The organism is Ramlibacter alkalitolerans, assembly GCF_016722765.1.
Lineage (GTDB): Bacteria > Pseudomonadota > Gammaproteobacteria > Burkholderiales > Burkholderiaceae_C > Ramlibacter > Ramlibacter alkalitolerans.
Genome location: NZ_JAEQND010000015.1, coordinates 98,710 through 119,011 on the forward strand (window position 1 = coordinate 98,710; position 20,302 = coordinate 119,011).

A 20,302-nucleotide genomic window follows, 5' to 3' on the forward strand; every position below is an offset into this window, starting at 1 on the left:
GGCGGCGAAGCCGTCATCCCCGCGCAGGCGGGGATGCGGAAGCGGCGAAGCCGTCATCCCCGCGCAGGCGGGGACCCAGAGAGGGCCCTACGGGGCCCTTTCTCTTTGCATTCCTAGAATGCCCCATGGTCGCGTCCACTGACTTCCTCATCCTCGGCGCCGGCATCGCCGGCGCCTCCATCGCCCATTGGCTCGCCCCGCACGCGCGCGTCGTGCTGCTGGAGCGCGAGTCCCAACCCGGCTACCACTCCACCGGCCGCTCCGCCGCGATGTTCATCGAGAGCTACGGCACGCCACAGGTTCGCGCGTTGACGCGGGCAAGCCGCGCCTTCCTGGTGTCCCCCCCGCCCGGTTTCAGCGAGCATCCGCTGGTCACGCCGCGCGGTTGCCTGCTCCTCGCCGCCCCGGGCCAGGAGGCGTTGCTGGAGGCGCATTGGGAACTGCTGCGGGCCATGACGCCGCACGCGCGGCAGCTAACGACTGCGGAAGCCCTGGACATGGTGCCGGCGCTCAGGCCCGAGGGCGTGATCGGTGCCGTGCTGGAACCCGACGCCGCCGACATGGACGTGCATGCGATCCACCAGGGCTACCTGCGCGCCGTGCGCCGCGCCGGCGGCACGATCGCCTGCGACGCAGAGGCCCTACGCATCGAGCGCGTGGGCGGCGACTGGCAGGTCAGCACGCCGCAGGGCGAGTTCCGCGCGCCCGTGCTGGTCAACGCGGCGGGTGCCTGGGTGGACGAAGTCGCGTTGCGCGCGGGCGTACCGCCGCTGGGCCTGCAGCCGAAGCGCCGCTCCGCCTTCACTTTCGCGCCGCCGGCCGGGATGGACGTGCGCGCCTGGCCCTGCGTGATCAGCGCCGATGAAAGCTGGTACTTCAAGCCCGATGCGGGCGTGCTGCTCGCCTCGCCCGCGAACGCCGATCCGGTGCCGCCGCACGACGTGCAGCCCGAGGAACTGGACATCGCGATCGCGATCGACCGCATCGCGGGCATGACCAGCCTGGAGATCCGCCGCCCGCTGCGCACCTGGGCCGGCCTGCGCTCCTTCGTCGCCGACGGCGACCTGGTCGGCGGCTTCGATCCGGCGGCGCCCGGCTTCTTCTGGGTCGCAGCGCAGGGCGGCTACGGCATCCAGACCTCGCCGGCGATGGGCGAGGCCTGCGCGGCGCTGGCGCGCGGCCTGCCGCTGCCGGCGCGGATCGCGGAATACGGGTTGACGGAGGCGATGCTGGGGCCGGCGCGGCTGCGGGTTGCGGCAGACGGTCTGTAGGCTGGAGGTGACGCGCGTCAGCGCCGGAACCCCAGCTTCGCTGCGCTCGCGCATCGCTGGGGTTCCTTCGTCACCACCAGCCTACGAAAAACGCATCGCAGTCGCGGTCCAGAACCCTGCTTAATCGAGCGCTTCGAGCGCCATCATGCCGGCGGCCGTATTGGAGATCGGGATGTGGTAATTGGTGTGCACCTTGCGCACATGCCCCGGCACGGCGCCGCGCGTGGCCAGCCACATCAGCAGCTCGACGCCCTGCGTGCCGGTCTTCTCCACCAGTTCGTGGATGCTGTACTGGGTGGCCCATTCCGGGTCGTGCACCAGGCTGTCCATGAACTTGAGGTCGAAGGGCTTGTTGATGAAGCCGGCGCGCTCGCCATCGAGCTGGTGCGACAGCCCGCCCGTGCCGATCACGACCACGCGCTTGTCGCTGTCCCAGGCATGGATCGCCTCGCCGACGGCCTGTCCCAGCTGGTAGCAGCGGCGCGCCGTGGGCAGCGGGAACTGCACGGTGTTGATGCAGATCGGTACCGTGGTGACCGGGCACTCCCTGGGCCAGAACAGCTTCAGCGGGATCGTGAAGGCGTGGTCGACCAGCATTTCCTGGCAGGTCGTGACGTCGAACTCGCGTTCGACCAGGTGCTCGATCAGGTGCCACGACAGGTCCGCTTCGCCGCGGTACGGCGGCAGCGTGGGCAGGCCCCAGCCCTCGTCCGCATTGCGGTACTCCGGCGCGGCGCCGACCGCGAAGGTCGGCATCTTGTCGAGGAAGAAGTTCAGCCCGTGGTCGTTGTAGAAGACGACCGCGACGTCCGGCTTCACGTCCTGCAACCACTGGTGCACAGGGAGGAAGCCGTCGAAGAAGGGCTTCCAGTAGTCCTGCTGCTGCAAGCCCCTGGCGATGGCGCCGCCGATGGCGGGCACGTGCGAGGTGGTGAGTCCACCGATGATCCTGGCCATGGCCTGCTACTCCTGCCAGCCGACGAAGGCGGCCGGTTGATCGCCCTGGCGCACGAGGCGCCGCTTGAATTCTTCCTTGCTCAGGCCCGTCTGCAGCGCGCCGAGGTCCTGCACGTCCAGGCCCAGGATGCCGGCGAACTTCGCCAGGTAATAGACGTTGCCGCCGCACGCCAGCAGGGCGGGCACGTCGCGCACGCGGATGGCGTTGCGCTGCTCCTCGGTGAGCGCGAAGCGGCCCATGTAGGCCTCCTCGTCGGCCTGGAAGGCGGCGCGGTTGCCGGCCTCGTTGAAGGAAAAGCACATGCGGTTCAGGGCATAGCCCTTGCGGGCCTGCGTGCCATCGAAGATGGTGGTGCCGGGAATGGGGCGTCGCTGGTTCATGGTGATGGCGAAGAGGTGCGCGTTAGTCTTTCCCGGCCGAATGGCGCGTTCCTTGATGAAGATCAAGCGCGGCGCATGCGGGAAGTGCTCCGCCCTTAAGATCGCGCCCGCATGACCACCGATTCCCCCCAGGCGCTGCGCGCCGCCAACCGGCGAGGCGTGCTGGCGATGGCGGGCGGCATGGCCAGCTTCGTCGCCAACGACACGCTCGTGAAGTACGTCAGCCAGAGCCTGCCCTCCTCCGAACTGATCTTCCTGCGCGGCGTGTTCGCCAGCCTCCTGCTGCTGGCCGTCGCCCACGCGATGGGTGCGACGCGGCAACTGCGTTCGCTGGCCGACCGGCGCGTCGTCGTCCGGGCGCTGCTCGATTCCTTTGCGACGGTCACCTACCTGACTTCGCTGTTCCACCTGCCGATCGCGAATGCGACGGCGATCAACATGGCCACGCCCTTGTTCATCACGCTGTTCGCAGTGGTGGCCTTCAGGGAACGGGTCGGCGCCGGCCGCTGGCTGGCGATCGCCACCGGGTTCACGGGGGTGCTGCTGGTCGTGCAGCCCACGGGCGCCGCGTTCAACGCGTACGCCCTGTTGTGCCTCGGCGGCACGCTGCTGCATGCGAGCCGCGACCTCATGACGCGCCTGATCGACCGCCGCATCCCCTCGATCCTGATCACGTTCAGCACCGCGCTTTCCGTGACGCTGCTGGCGGCGATCTGGGGCATCTTCCAGCCATGGCAGGCGCCGACCTGGCAGCACGTCGGCCTGCTGGCCGCGGCCAGCGTGTTCCTCAGTGGCGGCTACTTCCTGCTGACGGTGAGCATGCGCGCGGGCGAGATGAGCCTGATCGCGCCCTTCCGCTACACGGGGCTGCTGTTCGCGGTGGTGCTCGGTTACTTGGTGTGGGGCGACGTGCCGAACGCGCTGGCGTGGGCCGGCGTTGCGCTGCTGGTGACCGCGGGCCTGTACATCCTGCACGGCGGACGCCGCCCGGCGCCCGAGCCGCAGGCCGAAGCGGTTTCGTAGGCTGGCGGTGACGCGCGAAGCGCCGGAACCCCAGCGATGCGCGAAGCGCTGGGGTTCGCGCTTCGCGGCTCACCGCCAGCCTACCGGTGGCCCGCCGCCCAGGAAATCAACGCCCCTGGAACTTCGGCTTGCGCTTCTCCATGAACGCCGTGCGTCCTTCCACGTAGTCAGCGCTCGCGAAGCAGCGCGCCACCACGTCCCGGCACAACTGCGCATCGCGCTCCGATTCGTCTTTCAGCGCCTGCGCCACCAGCGTCTTGATCGAGCCGACCGTCAGCGGCGCATTGGCCGCGATGGTCGCCGCGTAGTCGCGCACGTACGACTCCAGGCCGTCCGCCGGCACCAGCCGGTTCAGCAGGCCCATCGTGACCGCCTCCTCGCCCGAGAACTGGCGCGCCGTGTAGAAAATCTCGCGGGCGAAGGAGGGCCCCACCACGTCCACCAGCTTGCGCACGCCCTCGAAGGCGTAGCCCAGCCCCAGCCTGGCCGCGGGCACGGCGAAGATCGAGCCCTGCGACGCGATCCGCATGTCGCACGACAGCGCGATCGACACGCCCCCGCCCACGCAGTAGCCGCGGATCATCGCGATGGTGGGCTTGTTCACCTCGCTCAGCGCTTCGGTGGCAGCATGCGCTACCTCGTCGTAGGCGCGCACGGTCTCGGCGCTGGAACGCTTCTCCTCGAATTCGGAGATGTCCGCGCCCGAGACGAAGGCCTTGTCGCCCGCGCCCTTCAGCACGATCACGCGCACCTCGGGGTCGGCGGCGAATTCCGTCACGGCATCGGCGAGACCCTGCCACATGGCCAGCGACATCGCATTGCGCCGGGCCTGGTTCTCGAAGGTGATCCAGCCGATCGCGCCGTCCTTCTGGGCGATCGTGGTCTTCACGGCAGCGGCCGTCATGCCGGCACTCCCTGGTGGGCGCGCACCACGCCTTCGGCGAGCAGGCCGCTCACCTGGCTTTCCGTGTAGCCGAGTCCGCGCAGGACCTCCTGCGTGTGCTGCCCGTGCAGCGGCGCCGGCTTGCGGATCTGCGTCAGATCGCCCGTGGACTTCACCGGCAGGCCCAGCGTCTTCATCGGACCGATCACCGGGTGCTCGATGTCGTAGACCATCCTGCGGTGCTTCACGTGCGGGTCGGCCAGCGTCTGGTCGTAGGTGTAGACCGGACCGCCGGGCACGCCGGCTGCGTCGAGCTTCTCCACCCAGTGCGCCGTCGGACGGGTGGTCGTGATCTCCTCGATCAGCGCCTCCAGCGCATCGGCGTTCTTCACGCGCAGCGGATTGCGCTCGAAACGCGGGTCCTCCAGCCAGTGCGGCTGTTCCACCACCTGCGTGACGAAGGCGCGCCAGAGCTTGTCGCCGGAAGCGCCTATGGTCACGTAGCCATCCTGGGTGCGGAAGGCCTGGTAGGGTGCGGAGCGGCGATGGCGCGTGCCGGTCGCCGTCGGCAGTTCGCCGCCGCCGAAGTAGGCACCGAACTCCCAGATGCTCCAGGCCATGCCTGCTTCCAGCAGCGAGGTCTCGATGTACTGACCCTCGCCGTGGCGCAGCCTGCCGATGAAGGCGCCCAGGATCCCGTACAGCGTGGTCACGCCGCAGGCAATGTCGTTCATCGCGATGCCCACCTTGGCGGGCCGCCCGCCCGGGTAGCCCGTCATCATCATCACGCCCGACATCCCCTGGGCGATGATGTCGAAGCCGCCCTTCCTGCCATAGGGGCCGGTCTGGCCGAAGCCGGACATCGACGCGTAGATGATGCCCGGGTTCACCTGCTTGACCGCCTCGTAGTCGATCCCGAGCTTGTTCACGACGCCGGGGCGGAAGTTCTCCATCATGACGTCGCAGCCGGCGGCCAGCTTCATCACGATCTCCTTGCCGGCCGGCGACTTCAGGTCGAGCGCGATGCTCTTCTTGTTGCGGTTCAGGACAGCGAAGCAGTACGACTCGTCGTTGACCCTGGGTTCGAAATTGCGGGTGCTGTCGCCCTCCAGGCTTTCCAGCTTGATCACCTCGGCGCCCAGGTCGCCCAGCACCATGCTGCAGTAGGGACCCGCCATTACGTTGGTCAGGTCGAGAATGCGGACGCCTTCGAGGGGAAGCGGCATGAAACGAAATCCCTTGCTTGAATGACTAGTTGGAAACGAGCGTGATCTGCGAAGTATCGATCTCGGCGTAGATGCGCTGCCCGACCTCGAACACGTCGGCCGGCCGCGCCGTGACGCGCAGCGGCTCCAGCGCCGGCGCCAGGCTGACGTGATAGTCCCACGATTCGCCGAGATAGGCGCGGCGCTCGATGCTCGCTTCCACGCAGCAGCGGTCGTCGCGCTCCGCCGGCTTGTCGCGCGACAGCTGGATGCCCTGCGGCCGGATCGAGACCTGCACCTCCTGCGGCAACTGCCCGTCGGCCGCCAGCGCACGGGCCGGCAGGTGGAAGCCGCCGAAGTCGACGGCGTCGTCGCGACGCGCGCCGCTGAGGAAATTGGTGCGGCCGATGAAGCCGGCGACGAAGCGGGTGCGCGGCCGGCCGTACAGCTCGAAGGGGGCGTCGATCTGCTCGATGCGGCCCTGGTTCATCACGGCGATGCGGTCGGAGGTCACCATGGCCTCGGCCTGGTCGTGCGTGACGTAGACCATGCTCATGTTGAACTCGTCGTGCAGGCGCCGGATCTCGAAGCGCATCTCCTCGCGCAGGTTGGCGTCGAGGTTGGACAGCGGCTCGTCGAGTAGCAGCACCTTGGGATTGACGACGATGGCCCGCGCGAGCGCCACGCGCTGCTGCTGGCCGCCGCTCAATTCCGCGGGATAGCGGTCGCGCAAGGCGCGCAGCTTCACCACGTCGAGGATCTGGTCGACGCGGCGCTGCATCTCGCCGGCGGGTACCTTCTGCAGTTTCAGGCCGAAGGCGACGTTCTCGCCCACCGTCATGTTCGGCCAGATCGCGTAGCTCTGGAAGATCATCGACATGCCGCGCTTCTCCGGCGGCAGGCTCGATTGCGCCGACGAGATCACCTTGCCATCGAGCTCGATCGTGCCGTCGCTCGGGTTGATGAAGCCGGCGATCATGCGCAGCGTGGTCGTCTTGCCGCAGCCGGAGGGCCCGAGCAGCGAGACCAGTTCGCCGTCGCGCAGGGTGAGGTTCAGGCCGTCCACCACCCTGGACTTGCCGAAGGTCTTCGTCACGTTCCTCAATACGAGCTGGCTCACGCCACCGTCCTCCTCAGCATGAAGTCGCGGCCCATGAGGCGGAAGCCCGCCAGGATGAGCGCCACCGTGATCACCACCAGCACCAGGCCGATGGAGGCCAGCGTCTCGAAATTGCCTTCGTCGCTCTTGTCGAACAGCAGCACCGAGAGGACCTGGGTGTTGATCGAATACAGGAAGATCGCGGTGCTCAATTCGCGCGTGGCGGGGATGAACACCAGGATGAAGGCACCGGCCATGCTGCGCTTGAGCACCGGCAGCACGACGTGGCGAATGGCCGTCAGCCGCGAGCCGCCCAGCGTGCGCACGGCCTCTTCGAGTTCCGGGTTGATGCTGCGGATCGCCGCGTTGCTGTTGACGAAGGCGATCGGCAGGAAGCGTGTGGTGAAGGCCAGGATCAGGATCCAGGCCGTGCCGTACAGCAAGAGCGGCGGGTGCGTATAGGCGGCGTAGAAGCCGATGGCCAGCACGATGCCGGGCACCACGAAGGGCGCCATGGTGAGGAAGCCCAGGGCGCTGCCGACGTGCCGGTTCACCAGGTTGCGGTTGGTGATGTAGGCGATGCACAGCGCCAGCACCAAGGCGATCAGCGAGGCGGTGCCGGCGTAGAGGAAGGTGTGCCAGGTGGCCGTGCGCGTCAGCGCGTTTTCGAACACGATGGCGTAGACGTTGCGCAGGGTGAGGTTGTCGAGCGACCAGCCGCGGCCCCAGGCCTTGGCGAAGGCGGCCTGGCAGATCACCACCAGCGGCATGAAGAAGGACAACGTGGTGACGAACACGCACCAGGCGAGCATCGCCCACTTCCACGGCCCCAGCGTGATCGAGCGCCGCTCGCCGCCCTTGCCGGTGAGCGACACATAGCCCTTGCGGTTCGTGATGCGCCGCTGCAGCCAGAACAGCAGGATCGTGATCACGAGCAGCGGCATCGCGTACGCCGCGGCCAGGCCCACGCGCGGCGGGAACTCGAAGAACTGCCACAGCTGCGTGGTGACCACGTGGAAGCGCCCCGGCAAGGCCAGCAGCGCGGGCGAACCGAACAGGGCGATCGCCTCCAGGAACACCAGGATGAAGGCGCCCAGGATCGCGGGCAGCACCAGCGGCAGCGTGATCAGGAAGGTGGTGCGCAGGTGGCCGGCCCCGAGGATGTTGGCGGCGTCCTCCATCTCGGAGGAGACCAGGTCGAGCGCCGACTTCGTCAGGACGAACACGTAGGGGAAGCTGTAGCAGGCCACCACCAGCACCAGCCCGGGCATGGAGTAGATGTTGAAGGGGCCCTTGTCGGCGCCGGTGAGCGCCACCACGGCCTTGTTCAACCAGCCGGCATTGGGGCCCGCCAGCAGGATCCAGCCGACCGCGCCCAGGTAGGGCGGGATGATGAAGGTGCCCAGGATCGCGATCCAGACCAGACCCTTGCACGGCATGTCGGTGCGCGAGAGCGCCCAGGCCATCGGCACGCCGAACAGCAGGCACAGCGTGCCGGCCGAGACGCCGAGGATCAGCGAGTTGAGCAGCGCCTCGATGTGCCGGCTGCGGCCGTACGCGCCGATGTAGTTGGCCAGCGTGAAGGCGCCGTTGCCGTCCTGGAAGCTGACGACCAGCAGGCGCAGCAGCGGGTTGACCACCAGCAGCACCAGGATCGCGATGGCGACCAGCCACACGATCGAGGTCTTGTCCCAGTGGCGCCAGCGCTGCCCGAGGCCGGTGCCCTCCGGCAGCGCCGCCTCGTCCAGCGTTGTCTTGGCGTAGGCCATGCGACTGCCGCGGCGAAGGTCAGACGCCGAAGGTGTCGCGGAATTTCTCCTTGACCTCCGGGATGCCCTTGGTGATCTCTTCCTCGGTCGGCCGCACCACCTTGATCTGCTCCAGCGGCTTGGCGCCCGGCGCCGGCGCCACGCCCTTCACCACCGAGAGCGAGTGCGTCTTGACCTGGATCTCGCCGGCTTCCTTCGACAGCAGGTATTCCATGTAGAGCTTGCCGGCATTGGGCGAGGGCGCGTTCTTCGGGATCGCGCTGGGCGAGACCATCAGCAGCGCGCCGTCGGTGGGATAGACCACGGCCAGCGGGTTGCCCTTGTCCTTGGACAGCAGCGTGGTCGCCTCGGGGCCGGCGGCGACGACGCGCTCCTTCGAGTTCAGCATCGTGACGGTGTCGTTGACCGAGCGGCCGATCTGCGGCTGGTTCTTCTCCAGTTTCTGGAAGTAGTCCCAGCCATAGAGCTTCTGCATCAGCACCACCCACGTGCCGACGTAGCCGCTGTAGGCAGGGTGGCCAATGGAGACCTTGCCCTTCCACTTCGGATCGAGCAGGTCGGGCCAGTTCTTCGGCGCGTCCTTCGCGGCGACTTCGCTGGTGTTGTAGGTCAGCAGCATCAGCGCCGCCGCCGTGACCCAGTACTGGCCGTCCTTGTCGTTGTACGACTTGAGCGAATCGACCATGTTTGCCGCGTTGTGCGGCTTGTAATCGAGCAGCAGGCTCTTCTTCTTCAGCTCGGGGTAGTGGCTCACGTCCGTGCTGCTGAAGACCGAGGCGACCGGCGCGTTGGCCTGGATGTCCTGCTGCAAGCGCTGGAACGCCACCTGCGCCGTCGTGCGCACGAAGTTGCACTTGAGGCCCGCGTATTTCTTCTCGAAGCCGGCGCACAGGGCCGCGGCTTCATCGGTGTTGTAGTGCGCCGTGTAGACGGTGACGGGCTTTTCCTTCTTCGCGGCCTCGTACAGCTCCTTTTCCCAGGGCTGCATCTGCTGCGCGCGCACGGGCGCCGCGGCCAAGGCGGCCAGCGCTGCGCCGGCCAGGATCCATTTGGTGAGGTACCGGTTCATGCACTGCTCCCAGCGGCGGGGCCGCGTTGTCTCCAGCGGCCCACTCTAGGTGGGGTGGCATGCCAACCGGGATGGGGGTTTCCTTAGGTTCGGACCTGCATCACCGATCCGTGATGGATCGACTAGAACGTTTCGGTATCCACCTCGCGGTTCGCCTGTTCGCCGTAGCGGTTGCCGCTCACGGTCTTCTCGTTGACCAGTGCCTCCAGCCGGCGGATGAGGTCGACCTCCAGCCGGACGTCGGCCGCGGCCAGGTCTTCCTTCAGGTGCTCCACGTTCGTGGTGCCCGGAATGGGGATGACGTCCTCGCCGCGGTGCAGCAGCCAGGCGAGCGCGAGCTGCGCGGGCGTGCAGCCCGCCTCGCGCGCGAGTTCCCGGTACGCGGGCAGCAGCTTCAGGTTGCGCGCGTGGTGCTCCGCATCGAAGCGCGGCATGGTCCGGCGGATGTCCTTCGCCTCCAGGGTACTCACGTCGGGCACCGCATCGCACAGGAAGCCGCGCGCGACGGGACTGAACGCCACCAGCGCGACGCCCAGTTCGCGGCAGGCAGCGCGCATCGCGATCTCGGGATTGCGCGTCCACAGCGAGTACTCGTTCTGCACCGCCGTGACCGGATGCACGGCATGGGCGCGCCGCAAGGTCGCGGCCGACACCTCCGACAGGCCGATGGTGCGGACCTTGCCTTCTTCCACCAGGCGGCTCATCGCGCCCACGCTGTCCTCGACCGGGACCTTCTTGTCCCACCGGTGCAGGTAGTACAGATCGATCACGTCGGTCTGCAGGCGCCGCAGGCTGTCCTCGCAGTTGCGGCGGATCGTTCCGGGGCGGCCGTCGATCACGCGCTTGAGCACGCCGTTCTCGTCCGGCACGCCGGCCAGCCCGCCCTTGCTGCAAAGGGTGATCCGGCTGCGGTGCGGCTTCAGCACGCGGCCCACCAGTTCCTCGTTCTTCCCGAAGCCGTACAGGGCCGCCGTGTCGAACAGCGTCACGCCTTGCTCGATCGCGGCGCGCAGCACGCGCTCGCCCTGCTCCGGCGGCGGAGGCACGCCGTACGCATGGCTGAGGTTCATGCAGCCAAGGCCGATGGCCGTGACGCTGAAGGGACCCAAGTGGCGGTTCTGCATGGCGCGAGAGCTTAGCGCAGCCCAGGCGCTCGCGTGCCGCAGACGCCTTACTTCGCGAACAGGCGCGTGATGTCGGCGAAGGCCTTGATCTCGATGGCGTTGCCCGACGGGTCGAGGAAGAACATCGTGGCCTGCTCGCCGGGCTGGCCCTGGAAGCGCAGGTAGGGCTCGATGATGAATTCGATGCCCTGGCTCTTCAGCCGCTCGGCCAGCGCGTCGAATTCAGCCATCGGCAGCACGATGCCGAAGTGGCGCACCGGCACGCCGTGGCCGTCCACCGCGTTGCGCTGCGCGGTGCCGGTCTCCGACGGCGCCAGGTGGGCCACGATCTGGTGCCCGTAGAAGTTGAAGTCGATCCACTCCTCGGAGCTGCGTCCTTCGGGGCAGCCCAGCGTCCCGCCGTAGAACCGGCGCGCGGCGGCCAGGTCGTGCACCGGAAAGGCGAGGTGGAAGGGCGACATCGGGGCCGGATTGGTGGCGGGTGCTTGCATGGCTGAATGCGGGGTACTGCGAAAACGGGAAGCTTAGCGCACGCGGCCCCCGGCGCCGTGGCCCTGGGGTATGTTCGACGGCCATGCCGCCGCGCGCAGTCACCGCTCAATCCTCCACCTTGCGCCGCCCCGCCTTCACCTCAGCCCGGATCGCCTTGCCTTCCAGCCGCCGCTGCTTGGAGCCATAGGTCGGCTTGGTCGGCCGGCGGATCTCCGGGACCACCGCAGCTTCTGCGACGATCTCCTCGAGCCGCTGCAGCGCCAGCGCCTTGTTCTGGTCCTGGCTGCGCGTGGTCTGCGCCTTGAGCACCAGCACGCCGTCCTTGTTGACGCGCCGCCCCGGCAGCCCCAGCAGCCTTTCCTTCACGTGCGGCGGCAGCGAGGACGCGCGGATGTCGAAGCGCAGTTGCACGGCGCTGGACACCTTGTTGACGTTCTGCCCGCCCGGGCCCTGCGCGCGCATGGCCTCGAACACGACTTCGTCTTCGCGCACCAGCGGCATCGCCAAGCTCAATCCTTCAGCAGGCGTGCCTTCACGCCACGCCCCTTGATGCGGCCCTGGTTCAGGCGATCCACGGCCTCCCTGGCGATGCCGCGCTCCACGGCCACATAGGTGGCGAAGTCGTTGATGTCGATCTTGCCGACCTGCTCGCGCGTGTAGCCCAGGTCCGCGGTGAGCGCGCCCAGCACGTCGCCGGGGCGGATCTTCTCCTTGCGGCCGCCCTGGATGTGGATGGTGGCCATGGGCGGCAGCAGGCGCTCGCCGCGCGCGGGCGTCAACTCCGCGAGCCGGTGCCACTGCGATTCGCGCCCCTGCAACTGCTCGATGCGCCCCACCGCCCCCATCTCGTCCAGGCTGGCGAGGCTGAGCGCCAGGCCGGTCTCGCCGGCGCGCCCCGTGCGGCCGATGCGGTGCACGTGCACCTCGGCGTCGGGCGTCACGTCGACGTTGATCACCGCGGCGAGGCCCGCCACGTCCAGCCCCCGCGCGGCCACGTCGGTGGCGACCAGCACCGAGCAGCTGCCGTTGGCGAAGCGCACCAGCACCTGGTCGCGATCGCGCTGCTCCAGGTCGCCGTGCAGCGCCAGGGCGCTGTAGCCCTGCGCCTGCAGCAGTTCCACCAGCTCGCGGCAGCGGGCGCGGGTGTTGCAGAAGGCGAGCGTGCTGGCGGGCCGGAAGTGATCCAGCAGGCGTGCAACGGCCGGGAGCCGCTCGGGCTCGGCCACCTCGTACCAGCGCTGCACGATCTGCTCGCTGGCGTGCTGTGCCTCCACCTGCACCGTCACCGGATCGCGCAGGAAACGCGCCGCCAGCTGCGCGATGCCTTCGGGATAGGTGGCCGAGAACAGCAGCGTCTGCCGCTGCGACGGGCATTGCCGCGCCACCTTGGCGATGTCGTCGACGAAGCCCATGTCGAGCATCCGGTCCGCTTCGTCGAGCACCAGGGTGCTGAGGGCCTCGAGCTGCAGGTTGCCGCGATCGAGGTGATCGAGCACGCGACCCGGCGTGCCCACGACGATGTGCGCGCCATGCTCCAGGCTGGTGGTCTGGCCGCGCAGCGGCACGCCGCCGGACAGCGTGACCACCTTGATGTTGTCCTCGGCCCGCGCGAGGCGGCGGATCTCGGTGGTGACCTGGTCGGCCAGCTCACGGGTGGGGCACAGCACCAGCGCCTGCACCGCGAAGCGCCGCGGGTTGAGGTTGGCCAGCAGCGCCAGCGCGAAGGCCGCCGTCTTGCCGCTGCCGGTCTTGGCCTGGGCGATCAGGTCCTTGCCCAGCAGCGCCGGCGGGAGGCTGGCTGCCTGGATCGCCGTCATCTCCGCATAGCCGAGCCGTTGCAGGTTCTCGAGCGTGGACGGGGCAAGCGGGAGCGTGTCGAAGCTCTTCGGAGGGGTAGCGGCCATGCGCCGATCATTCCACAGCCGCTGCCGAGGGTGCATTGCGGGCCGCAATCGGCAATTCGTCCTCGCTCAGCTTCGAACTCGTGCCCGTGGACACGGTCTATCAGAGCCCTCTTACACAAGCAACCCGCTAGACGACTACATGCAAAGCTCGAAGACCGCCTCCACCGCCCGCACTGCCGCTCTCATCGCCTTCCTGGGTGCCGCGAGCCTGTCGAGCCACGCGGCGCCTTCGGGCCACAAGCACCCGACGGCCTCCCCTGCCGCCGCCAGGCACGCGCACCACCCGGCGAAGATCCGCTGGGTGCCGGTGCGCCACGGCGCCAAGACCCTGCGCACGCCCGATGCCGGCTCGCGCATCGCGCTCGCCCGTTCGGCCGCGCAAAATGCCGGGCTTGCCAGCGTGGGCCTGTCCTACCAGGACGTCTACGGCGTCATCGAGGCCGAAACCTCCTGGGTGCCGCGCGACGGCATGGGGCGCAACGGCGTCACCAGCATGGGCCTGGCGCAGTTCGAACCGACGACCGCCAAGGGCCTGGGCCTGAAGGACGCCAACGACCCGGTGCAGGCGGTGCATGCCGCGGCGGTGTACATGAAGCAGGGCGCCGAATGGGCCGCGCACAAGATCGCGCACCTGAAGCTTTCGCCCCAGCAGTACGCGGCCAAGCTGCGCGAAGGCGTCTCCGTCTACTACAACCTCTCGGTGCGCGGCCGCAACAAGTGGGACGGCTTCAACACCGCGCAGCTTCCCGTCGAGACCCAGCGGCACATCCGCAACGTGCGCAGCGGCGCGCAGGAAGCACTGGAGCTGGCCGCGAAGGTGGCGGCAGCCTGACGGGCCGCCTCGCGCCTGCACGAGGCGCAGTCGCTCGAAGACCCCTTGCCGGCGGCGCCTCGCGCCATGCCCCATACTGTGCTTTTATCAGGGGGCTCCATGAGCAAGGAATGGATGGACACCGTCGCCGCTGCAGAAGCCGCCGCAGAGAAGAGGCAAGCCGCGGAAGAAACGGCGCAGGAGCGCTTCCGCGCCGCACGGGCCCGCTGCGAAGCCGCCGGCCGCGGCGAGCAGGTCACCGAGACGCCCGAATTCCAGGAATGGATCGCCGCGCGTCACGCCTCGGACGAGGCCTGGGGTGCCTGGGCCATGGCGATGGACGCCAAGCCGGCCTCCTGAGCGCAGATCTCGAATCTTCCCGCGCCCGCCCGGTATCCACGTTTCCCTCGTGCAAAGTCCCGGCTCTGCAGCGCTGCGGCGGGAGTAGAGTGTTCCTTGATTCCTGGCCGGCTCTCCTCGTGCCCCTAGTCGGCTGAAGCGCGCTCGCAGCTCCACAGGTCCAGTGCTCGCACCCAGGAGATGTTCAATGCGCGACACCGTTCCGCCCCCCAACCCCCAGGCGAAGGCCGCCAAGGCCAGCCGGCCGCTCGTGCAGGTGCCGGGACGCCGGTCCGGCGAAGGCTCCGACTCCGTGCTCCAGCACCTCATGCACGATCGCGCCTGCAACCCCGACAAGGGCGGGCCGCGGAACGACCGGCCGGCGTAAGGGGGCCGCCGTGGCCGCCCGGGCCGCTTGCTACTTCAGCTGCCTTTCGAGCCGATCCAGCACCTCGTAGCAGGGCAGCACCTGAGCCACGCTCGCATTTGGCTCCCGCTTTTCGCGGATCGCCGCGATGAACTCCCGGTCCTGCAGCTCGATCCCGTTCATCGACACGTCCACCCTGGACACGTCGATCTTCTCCTCCTTGCCGTCGAACAGGTCGTCGTAGCGCGCGATGTAGGTCGCCGTGTCGCCGATGTAGCGGAAGAAGGTCCCCAGCGGCCCCTCGTTGTTGAACGACAGCGACAGGGTGCAGATCGCCCCGTTCTCCGCCTTCAGCTGGATGCTCATGTCCATCGCGATGCCCAGGTCCGGATGGATCGGACCCTGGAGCGCGTTGGCCTGGACCACGCGGCTGCCGGTCTGGTACTGGAACAGGTCCACCGTGTGGGCCGCGTGGTGCCACAGCAGGTGGTCGGTCCACGAGCGCGGCTGGCCCAGCGCGTTCATGTTGGTGCGGCGGAAGAAGTAGGTCTGCACGTCCATCTGGTGGATGCGGAACGCGCCGGCCTCGATGCGCTTGTGCACGAACTGGTGGCTGGGGTTGAAGCGCCGCGTGTGGCCGCACATGGCGACCCGCCCGGCCTGCTGCTGCGCCTGCACCACCGCCCTGCCCTCGTCCAGGCTGTCGCACAGCGGGATCTCCACCTGCACGTGCTTGCCGGCCCGCAGCGCGGCGATCGACTGCTGCGCGTGCAGCTGCGTGGGCGTGCACAGGATCACCGCATCGACGTCGTCGCGCGCCAGCGCCTCGGAAAGCTCGGTGGTCGCGTGCTTCGCGCCGTACTTCTGCGCCACTTCCTGCGCCTTGGGCAGCTCGCGGCCGATGATGGAGGTGACCTGCACGCCCTCGATGTTCTTCAGGGCGTCGAGGTGCTTGATGCCGAAGGCGCCGGGGCCCGCGAGGGCGATGCGCACGGTGTTGCTCATTGGGGGTTCTCCAGGATCAGGTGGCCGACGGCCGTGTTCGAGGCGGGCACGTGGTAGAAGCGGTGCTTCACGGCGGGCCTGCCGCCGCCGGCCACGTCGGCCATCGCACCGCGCGCGATCAGCCACATCACCAGTTCGATGCCCTCGCTGCCCGCCTCCTGCACGTACTCCATGTGCGGCACGCTGGCCAGCGCCTCGGGATCCGCGACCAGGCGGTCGAGGAAGCGCTGGTCCCACTCCTTGTTGATCAGGCCGGCACGCGGCCCCTGCAGCTGGTGGCTCATGCCGCCCGTGCCCCAGATCTGCACGTTCAGGTCCTCGTCGAAGGATTCGACCGCCTTGCGGATCGCCTGCCCGAGGCGGAAGCAGCGCATGCCGCTCGGCACCGGGTACTGCACCACGTTGACCGCGAACGGAATGACCTTGAACGGCCACGCCTGCGGCTGCCCGCACAGCAGCGATAGCGGCACCGTCAGGCCGTGGTCGACGTCCATCTTGTTGACGATGGTCAGGTCGAAGTCCTGCTGGATCACCGAATGCGCGATGTGCGAGGCGAGCTCGGGATGGCCGATCACCTTGGGCACCGGCCGCGGGCCCCAGCCTTCGTCGGCCGGCTGGAATTCGGCCGCCGTGCCGATCGCGAAGGTGGGGATGATCTCCAGGCTGAAGGCCGTCGCGTGGTCGTTGTAGACCAGGAACACGACATCGGGCCGGTTGTCCTTCATCCACTGGCGCGAGAACTCGTAGCCGGAGAAGACCTTCTGCCAGTACGGCTCCTGGGTCTTGCCCAGGTCCATCGCAGCGCCGATGGCCGGCACGTGCGAGGTGTAGACGGATGCGGTGATGCGCGCCATTACTTGTCGTCCTTGGTCCCGGGTTTCCAGTTCGCGGGCCGCCCGCCCGCCACCATCATGTCGCGGTACGCTTCCTCGCTCATGCCGGTCATGGAGCCGGCCATCTGCTGGAAGCTCTTGCCGTCGGTGGCGCCGACCTTCGCCAGGAAGTAGATGTTGCCGCCCAGCGCGATGCAGCGATTGAGGTCGCGCGCCAGCACCGCCTGCTTCTGCTCCTCGGTCATCGCCCACTCGTCGAGATAGGCGCGCTCGTCCTTCTTGAAGCGTTCGCGGTTCTCCGCCTTCATCAGCGACATGCAGAACTGGTTCAGCCAGTAGCCCTTGCGGCTCTGGTCGGCGTCGAAGATCGTGGTGCCGGGAATGCCGGCGTAAGGTTTGTCCAAAGGCATCGCGGCCTCCCCTTTCTCACTGCGCGCAGGCGAAGCTGCCTGCCTTGTCCATGTCGCCGCCGCGGTAGTGCGGGAACTGCGGCCACTCGCACAGCGGCCGGCTGCGCGTCACCTTGAATGGCGGCCGCACATCCTGTTCGACCAGCACCAGGCCGGCGGGAGCGCGACCCTGCTCGACCCACGCGACCAGCGCCGGAAAGATGTCGGCGTTGCCCGGAGCGCCGGTGCCCACGTGGTCCACGTTGGGTGCCGTATAGAGCTTGAAGAACCGGTCGGCCGTGGCGCGGCCCAGGCGCTGCACCACCGCCTCGTGGTAGGCGATGCCCGCATAAGGGCTCTGCGCGTAGTCGCCGAGGTTTTCCAGCAGGATCAGCTTGCCGCCGTGGGCCTGGAACGCGGACAGGTCGGGGTTGGTGGCGTCCATCAGCGCCGACACTGCGCGCACCCGCGCCGCATGGTCGGCTGCCTTGTAGCTGCGCACGTCCGCATGGGGGTCGCGGGCGTAGAAGTACTGGATCGCGCCCGCGCCGAAGCTCCAGGCGATGCCGTTGGCAGGCACCGGCGGAATGTCGGGGCTGCGGCTGCCGGTCCACCAGGCTTCCCAGCCGCCGGCCGAACCGCCCGCGTGCGTGGCTTCGCCGCTGGGTCCGCGGCCCGGATAGCTGCGCAAGCCGTTGGCGAGTTCGACGCCGAGGTCCAGGCGCGCATGCAGCGTCTGCACGGCGCGGATCTGCGCGTCGGTGAGGCAGTTGGCGGCTGCCTTGCCGGCGCAGCGCAGCTTCGTCACGTCGAAGCGGCTGCGGCAGCCCACCGGGTCCGACACGATGCCGTCGGCCGCGCCATCGGCGGCGTCGCACGCCGCCAGCACGGCGTCGTGGACCAGCTGCACGTGCTCGTGGTTCATCCAGCCGCCGTTCAGGAGCGCCAGTCCGTCGCGCAGCCCGGCGTGCTGCAGGCCGGTCCACTCGATGACGGGCACGCGGCTGAAGATGCCGTCGAAATCGGCCGGATAGCGCTGCGCCATGGCGAGGCCTTCGCGCCCGCCTTCGGAGCTGCCGACGAAGTACATCTTCTCCGGCGCGCGGCCGTACACCGTCTTCATGATGGAGACCGCGACATCGCGCACCTTCTTGTACGAGGCATGGGCGAAGTTCACCAGCGCCTCGTCGTTCAGGGCGAAGGCCTGGGGCGGACTGCGCAGGATGACGTGCTGGTGGCCCGAGTCCGTTCCGTAGGTCACGTAACCCTGCGCCAGCGGCGGCGGCTGGTCGAAGGGCTGCGCCGGCAGCAGCAGTTCGCCGGAGACGATCGTTCCGTTGAAGCCGCCGCCGCCGTACTGGACCGAGCGGCCGTTCCACTGCAGCGGCAGGTTGACCTGGAACAGGATGTCGGGCGCCTGCGCATTGAGCGGGGAGATGCGGCCCTCCACCTTGCAGTGCCGCGGCAGCGCCGGCCGCACGGCCGCCGCCGGGCTCGACGCGCGGTCGGCGACGGCGAGCCGGGAGGCCTCCTCGGGCACGGCGCCGGTGATCCTCGCGGCGCCACTGGGGATGCCGATCTCCGACGCCGGAATCGTCCTTCCGAGCAGGCGCGAGCAGTTGGCGATCAGGTCCGCCGCGATGGCGGCAGCGCTGGCCGCTGGGGCCGAGGTCGGGGCCGGCGCCGTCGCGCAGCCGGCCAGCAGGCACGCGAGGAGCAGGCCAAGGAGCTTCTTCATTCAGCCTCCTTCGATCTCGTCGGGCCAGTACAGCCGGTTGGGGTTCTCGACCAGCAGCTTGCGCTGCAGCTCCGGCGTGACGGCGATGTGCGGGATGAAGTCCACCAGCAGGCCGTCGTCGGGCATGTGGTTCTTCAGGTTCGGGTGCGGCCAGTCGGTTCCCCACAGGACGCGGTCGGGGAAGGACTCGACCACCTTGCGGGCGAAGGGCACCACGTCGCGGTAGGCGTTGCGTTCGCCGTCCAGCGCCGGCGGACCCGAGACCGACAGGCGCTCGGGGCAGCTCACCTTGCTCCAGACGTTCGGGTGCTCGCGCATGAACCTCAGGAACAGTTCGAACTCGGGGCCGTCGACCGGCTTGCTCACGTCCGGCCGGCCCATGTGGTCCACCACCACCGTGGTCGGCAGGCTGGTGAAGAAGTCCCACAGCTCGGGCAGGTCCACCGCCTCGAAATAGATCACCACGTGCCAGCCGAGCGGCGCGATGCGGGCGGCGATCTCCAGCAGTTCGTCCTTGGGCGTGAAGTCCACCAGCCGCTTGACGAAGTTGAAGCGCACGCCGCGGACCCCGGCGCGGTGCATGTCCTGCAGTTCCTGGTCGGTCACGCTGCGGCGGACCGTCGCCACGCCGCGCGCGCGGTCGTCCGAATGTTCCAGGGCATCGAGCAGCGCGCGGTTGTCGGCGCCGTGGCAGGTCGCCTGGACGATCACGTTGCGGGTGAAGCCCAGGTGGTCGCGCAGCGCGAACAGCTGCTCCCTGCTGGCGTCGCACGGCGTGTACTTGCGCTCGGGGGCGTAGGGGAAGCGGGCGCCGGGGCCGAACACGTGGCAGTGCGCGTCGACGCTGTCGGGGGGCAGGACGAACTGCGGCTTGCTCGGGCCGGCGTACCAGTCCAGCCAGCCAGGTGTCTTCTCGAAGGGGCCCGTGGTGGGTTTGCTCATGGTCTCAGTCGATGTAGCGCAGGCCGGCCTTTTCCAGCGGCTCGCGCATCTTGTACATGTCCAGCCCCAGCACGCCGGAAGCCAGCCTGGCGCGCTTCTCGCCTTCGTTGGCTTCGCGCGCCGTGGCGGCGTCGAGCACCTTCTTCGCCATCGCGGCCGGCACGCAGACCACGCCGTCGTCGTCGGCCACGATCACGTCGCCCGGGGTCACCCAGGCGCCGGCGCACACGACGGGGATGTTCACCGAACCGAGGGTGGACTTGACCGTCCCCTTGGAGCTGATGGCCTTGCTCCAGACCGGGAAGCCCATCTGCGTGAGGGTGCGCACGTCGCGGCAGCCGGCGTCGATCACCAGGGCACGCGCGCCGCGGGCCTGGAACGAGGTGGCCAGCAGGTCGCCGAAGAAACCGTCGGTGTTGTCGGCGGTGCAGGCGGCCACGACGATGTCGCCCGGCCGGATCTGCTCCGCGACGACGTGCAGCATCCAGTTGTCGCCGGGGTGCAGCAGCACGGTGACTGCTGTGCCGGAGACCTGCGCGCCGGGGTAGATCGGGCGCATGTACGGCTTCATGAGGCCGACCCGGCCCATGGCCTCGTGCACGGTGGACGCGCCGAACTGCGCCAGCGCATCGGCCACTTCGCGCTCCGCCCGCTGGATGTTGCGGTAGACGACGCCTAGTTCATACATGGTTTGCTTCTCC

At 68.7% G+C, this 20,302-nt stretch carries 22 protein-coding genes; 5 read left to right on the top strand and 17 right to left on the bottom strand.

Going from position 1 to position 20,302, the window contains the following annotated elements:
- Window positions 1–125 precede the first annotated feature (125 nt).
- On the top strand, window positions 126–1,271 hold the full coding sequence (locus tag JI746_RS23550; RefSeq protein ID WP_201692727.1) for an NAD(P)/FAD-dependent oxidoreductase: 1,146 nt from the start codon (window positions 126–128) through the stop codon (window positions 1,269–1,271).
- 120 nt (window positions 1,272–1,391) lie between these two features.
- Here JI746_RS23550 and JI746_RS23555 read toward each other — a convergent pair whose 3' ends face one another.
- Both JI746_RS23555 and JI746_RS23560 read right to left on the bottom strand, forming a co-directional pair.
- Window positions 1,392–2,228 (bottom strand): class III extradiol dioxygenase family protein, encoded by an 837-nt coding sequence (locus JI746_RS23555; RefSeq protein ID WP_201692728.1) that lies wholly within the window; start codon window positions 2,226–2,228, stop codon window positions 1,392–1,394.
- A 6-nt stretch (window positions 2,229–2,234) separates the two neighbouring features.
- Entirely contained in the window at window positions 2,235–2,609 is a 375-nt protein-coding gene (locus JI746_RS23560; RefSeq protein ID WP_201692729.1) for a protocatechuate 4,5-dioxygenase subunit alpha, read from the bottom strand.
- 111 nt (window positions 2,610–2,720) lie between these two features.
- Between JI746_RS23560 and JI746_RS23565 the strand changes: the two genes are divergently transcribed.
- Window positions 2,721–3,632 (top strand): DMT family transporter, encoded by a 912-nt coding sequence (locus JI746_RS23565; RefSeq protein WP_201692730.1) that lies wholly within the window; start codon window positions 2,721–2,723, stop codon window positions 3,630–3,632.
- Between the two features lie 106 nt (window positions 3,633–3,738).
- Here the strand turns inward: JI746_RS23565 and JI746_RS23570 are convergent, their stop codons facing one another.
- From JI746_RS23570 to dbpA, 9 genes are all read right to left on the bottom strand, one after another.
- Entirely contained in the window at window positions 3,739–4,536 is a 798-nt protein-coding gene (locus JI746_RS23570) for an enoyl-CoA hydratase (protein WP_201692731.1), read from the bottom strand.
- On the bottom strand, window positions 4,533–5,741 hold the full coding sequence (locus JI746_RS23575) for a CaiB/BaiF CoA transferase family protein (protein WP_201692732.1): 1,209 nt from the start codon (window positions 5,739–5,741) through the stop codon (window positions 4,533–4,535). The genes JI746_RS23570 and JI746_RS23575 overlap by 4 nt, the downstream gene beginning before the upstream one ends.
- A gap of 25 nt (window positions 5,742–5,766) precedes the next feature.
- Entirely contained in the window at window positions 5,767–6,840 is a 1,074-nt protein-coding gene (locus JI746_RS23580) for an ABC transporter ATP-binding protein (RefSeq protein ID WP_201692733.1), read from the bottom strand.
- Window positions 6,837–8,588, bottom strand: coding sequence for an ABC transporter permease (locus JI746_RS23585; RefSeq protein ID WP_201692734.1), 1,752 nt, complete (start codon window positions 8,586–8,588; stop codon window positions 6,837–6,839). Before JI746_RS23585 ends, JI746_RS23580 begins: the two co-directional genes overlap by 4 nt.
- Before the next feature lie 19 nt (window positions 8,589–8,607).
- Entirely contained in the window at window positions 8,608–9,657 is a 1,050-nt protein-coding gene (locus JI746_RS23590; RefSeq protein WP_201692735.1) for an ABC transporter substrate-binding protein, read from the bottom strand.
- 122 nt (window positions 9,658–9,779) lie between these two features.
- Window positions 9,780–10,781 (bottom strand): aldo/keto reductase, encoded by a 1,002-nt coding sequence (locus JI746_RS23595; protein ID WP_201692736.1) that lies wholly within the window; start codon window positions 10,779–10,781, stop codon window positions 9,780–9,782.
- 47 nt (window positions 10,782–10,828) lie between these two features.
- Window positions 10,829–11,272 (bottom strand): VOC family protein, encoded by a 444-nt coding sequence (locus JI746_RS23600; RefSeq protein WP_201692737.1) that lies wholly within the window; start codon window positions 11,270–11,272, stop codon window positions 10,829–10,831.
- Between the two features lie 106 nt (window positions 11,273–11,378).
- Window positions 11,379–11,774 carry an alternative ribosome rescue aminoacyl-tRNA hydrolase ArfB gene (arfB, locus tag JI746_RS23605; protein WP_201692779.1) on the bottom strand — a complete coding sequence of 132 codons (396 nt, stop codon included), beginning with the start codon at window positions 11,772–11,774 and terminating at the stop codon, window positions 11,379–11,381.
- A gap of 8 nt (window positions 11,775–11,782) precedes the next feature.
- Window positions 11,783–13,177 (bottom strand): ATP-dependent RNA helicase DbpA, encoded by a 1,395-nt coding sequence (gene dbpA, locus JI746_RS23610; RefSeq protein ID WP_201692738.1) that lies wholly within the window; start codon window positions 13,175–13,177, stop codon window positions 11,783–11,785.
- Between the two features lie 139 nt (window positions 13,178–13,316).
- Here dbpA and JI746_RS23615 point away from each other — a divergent pair, with 139 nt between their 5' ends.
- The 3 genes from JI746_RS23615 to JI746_RS23625 all read left to right on the top strand — a co-directional run bounded on the left by JI746_RS23615 (window position 13,317) and on the right by JI746_RS23625 (window position 14,715).
- Entirely contained in the window at window positions 13,317–14,009 is a 693-nt protein-coding gene (locus JI746_RS23615; protein WP_201692739.1) for a transglycosylase SLT domain-containing protein, read from the top strand.
- A 99-nt stretch (window positions 14,010–14,108) separates the two neighbouring features.
- Window positions 14,109–14,348 (top strand): hypothetical protein, encoded by a 240-nt coding sequence (locus JI746_RS23620; RefSeq protein WP_201692740.1) that lies wholly within the window; start codon window positions 14,109–14,111, stop codon window positions 14,346–14,348.
- 187 nt (window positions 14,349–14,535) lie between these two features.
- Entirely contained in the window at window positions 14,536–14,715 is a 180-nt protein-coding gene (locus tag JI746_RS23625) for a hypothetical protein (protein WP_201692741.1), read from the top strand.
- Between the two features lie 30 nt (window positions 14,716–14,745).
- On the opposite strand, the gene JI746_RS23630 is transcribed toward JI746_RS23625, so the two are convergent.
- The 6 genes from JI746_RS23630 to ligK are packed head-to-tail and all read right to left on the bottom strand — an operon-like array spanning window position 14,746 to window position 20,289.
- Entirely contained in the window at window positions 14,746–15,699 is a 954-nt protein-coding gene (locus tag JI746_RS23630; RefSeq protein ID WP_201692742.1) for a Gfo/Idh/MocA family oxidoreductase, read from the bottom strand.
- Window positions 15,696–16,553 carry a class III extradiol dioxygenase subunit beta gene (locus tag JI746_RS23635; RefSeq protein WP_201692743.1) on the bottom strand — a complete coding sequence of 286 codons (858 nt, stop codon included), beginning with the start codon at window positions 16,551–16,553 and terminating at the stop codon, window positions 15,696–15,698. The genes JI746_RS23630 and JI746_RS23635 overlap by 4 nt, the downstream gene beginning before the upstream one ends.
- A complete protein-coding gene (ligA, locus tag JI746_RS23640) occupies window positions 16,553–16,942 on the bottom strand; it encodes a protocatechuate 4,5-dioxygenase subunit alpha (RefSeq protein WP_201692744.1) in 390 nt (129 codons plus the stop codon). Before ligA ends, JI746_RS23635 begins: the two co-directional genes overlap by 1 nt.
- A gap of 16 nt (window positions 16,943–16,958) precedes the next feature.
- The gene (locus tag JI746_RS23645; protein ID WP_201692745.1) at window positions 16,959–18,659 is read right to left on the bottom strand and encodes a tannase/feruloyl esterase family alpha/beta hydrolase; all 1,701 of its coding nucleotides are present in this window, start codon (window positions 18,657–18,659) and stop codon (window positions 16,959–16,961) included.
- Window positions 18,660–19,601: an amidohydrolase family protein gene (locus JI746_RS23650; RefSeq protein ID WP_201692746.1), complete on the bottom strand. Its 942-nt coding sequence runs from the start codon at window positions 19,599–19,601 to the stop codon at window positions 18,660–18,662.
- Window positions 19,602–19,605: 4 nt separating this feature from the next.
- On the bottom strand, window positions 19,606–20,289 hold the full coding sequence (gene ligK / locus JI746_RS23655) for a 4-carboxy-4-hydroxy-2-oxoadipate aldolase/oxaloacetate decarboxylase (protein WP_201692747.1): 684 nt from the start codon (window positions 20,287–20,289) through the stop codon (window positions 19,606–19,608).
- Window positions 20,290–20,302 lie beyond the last annotated feature (13 nt).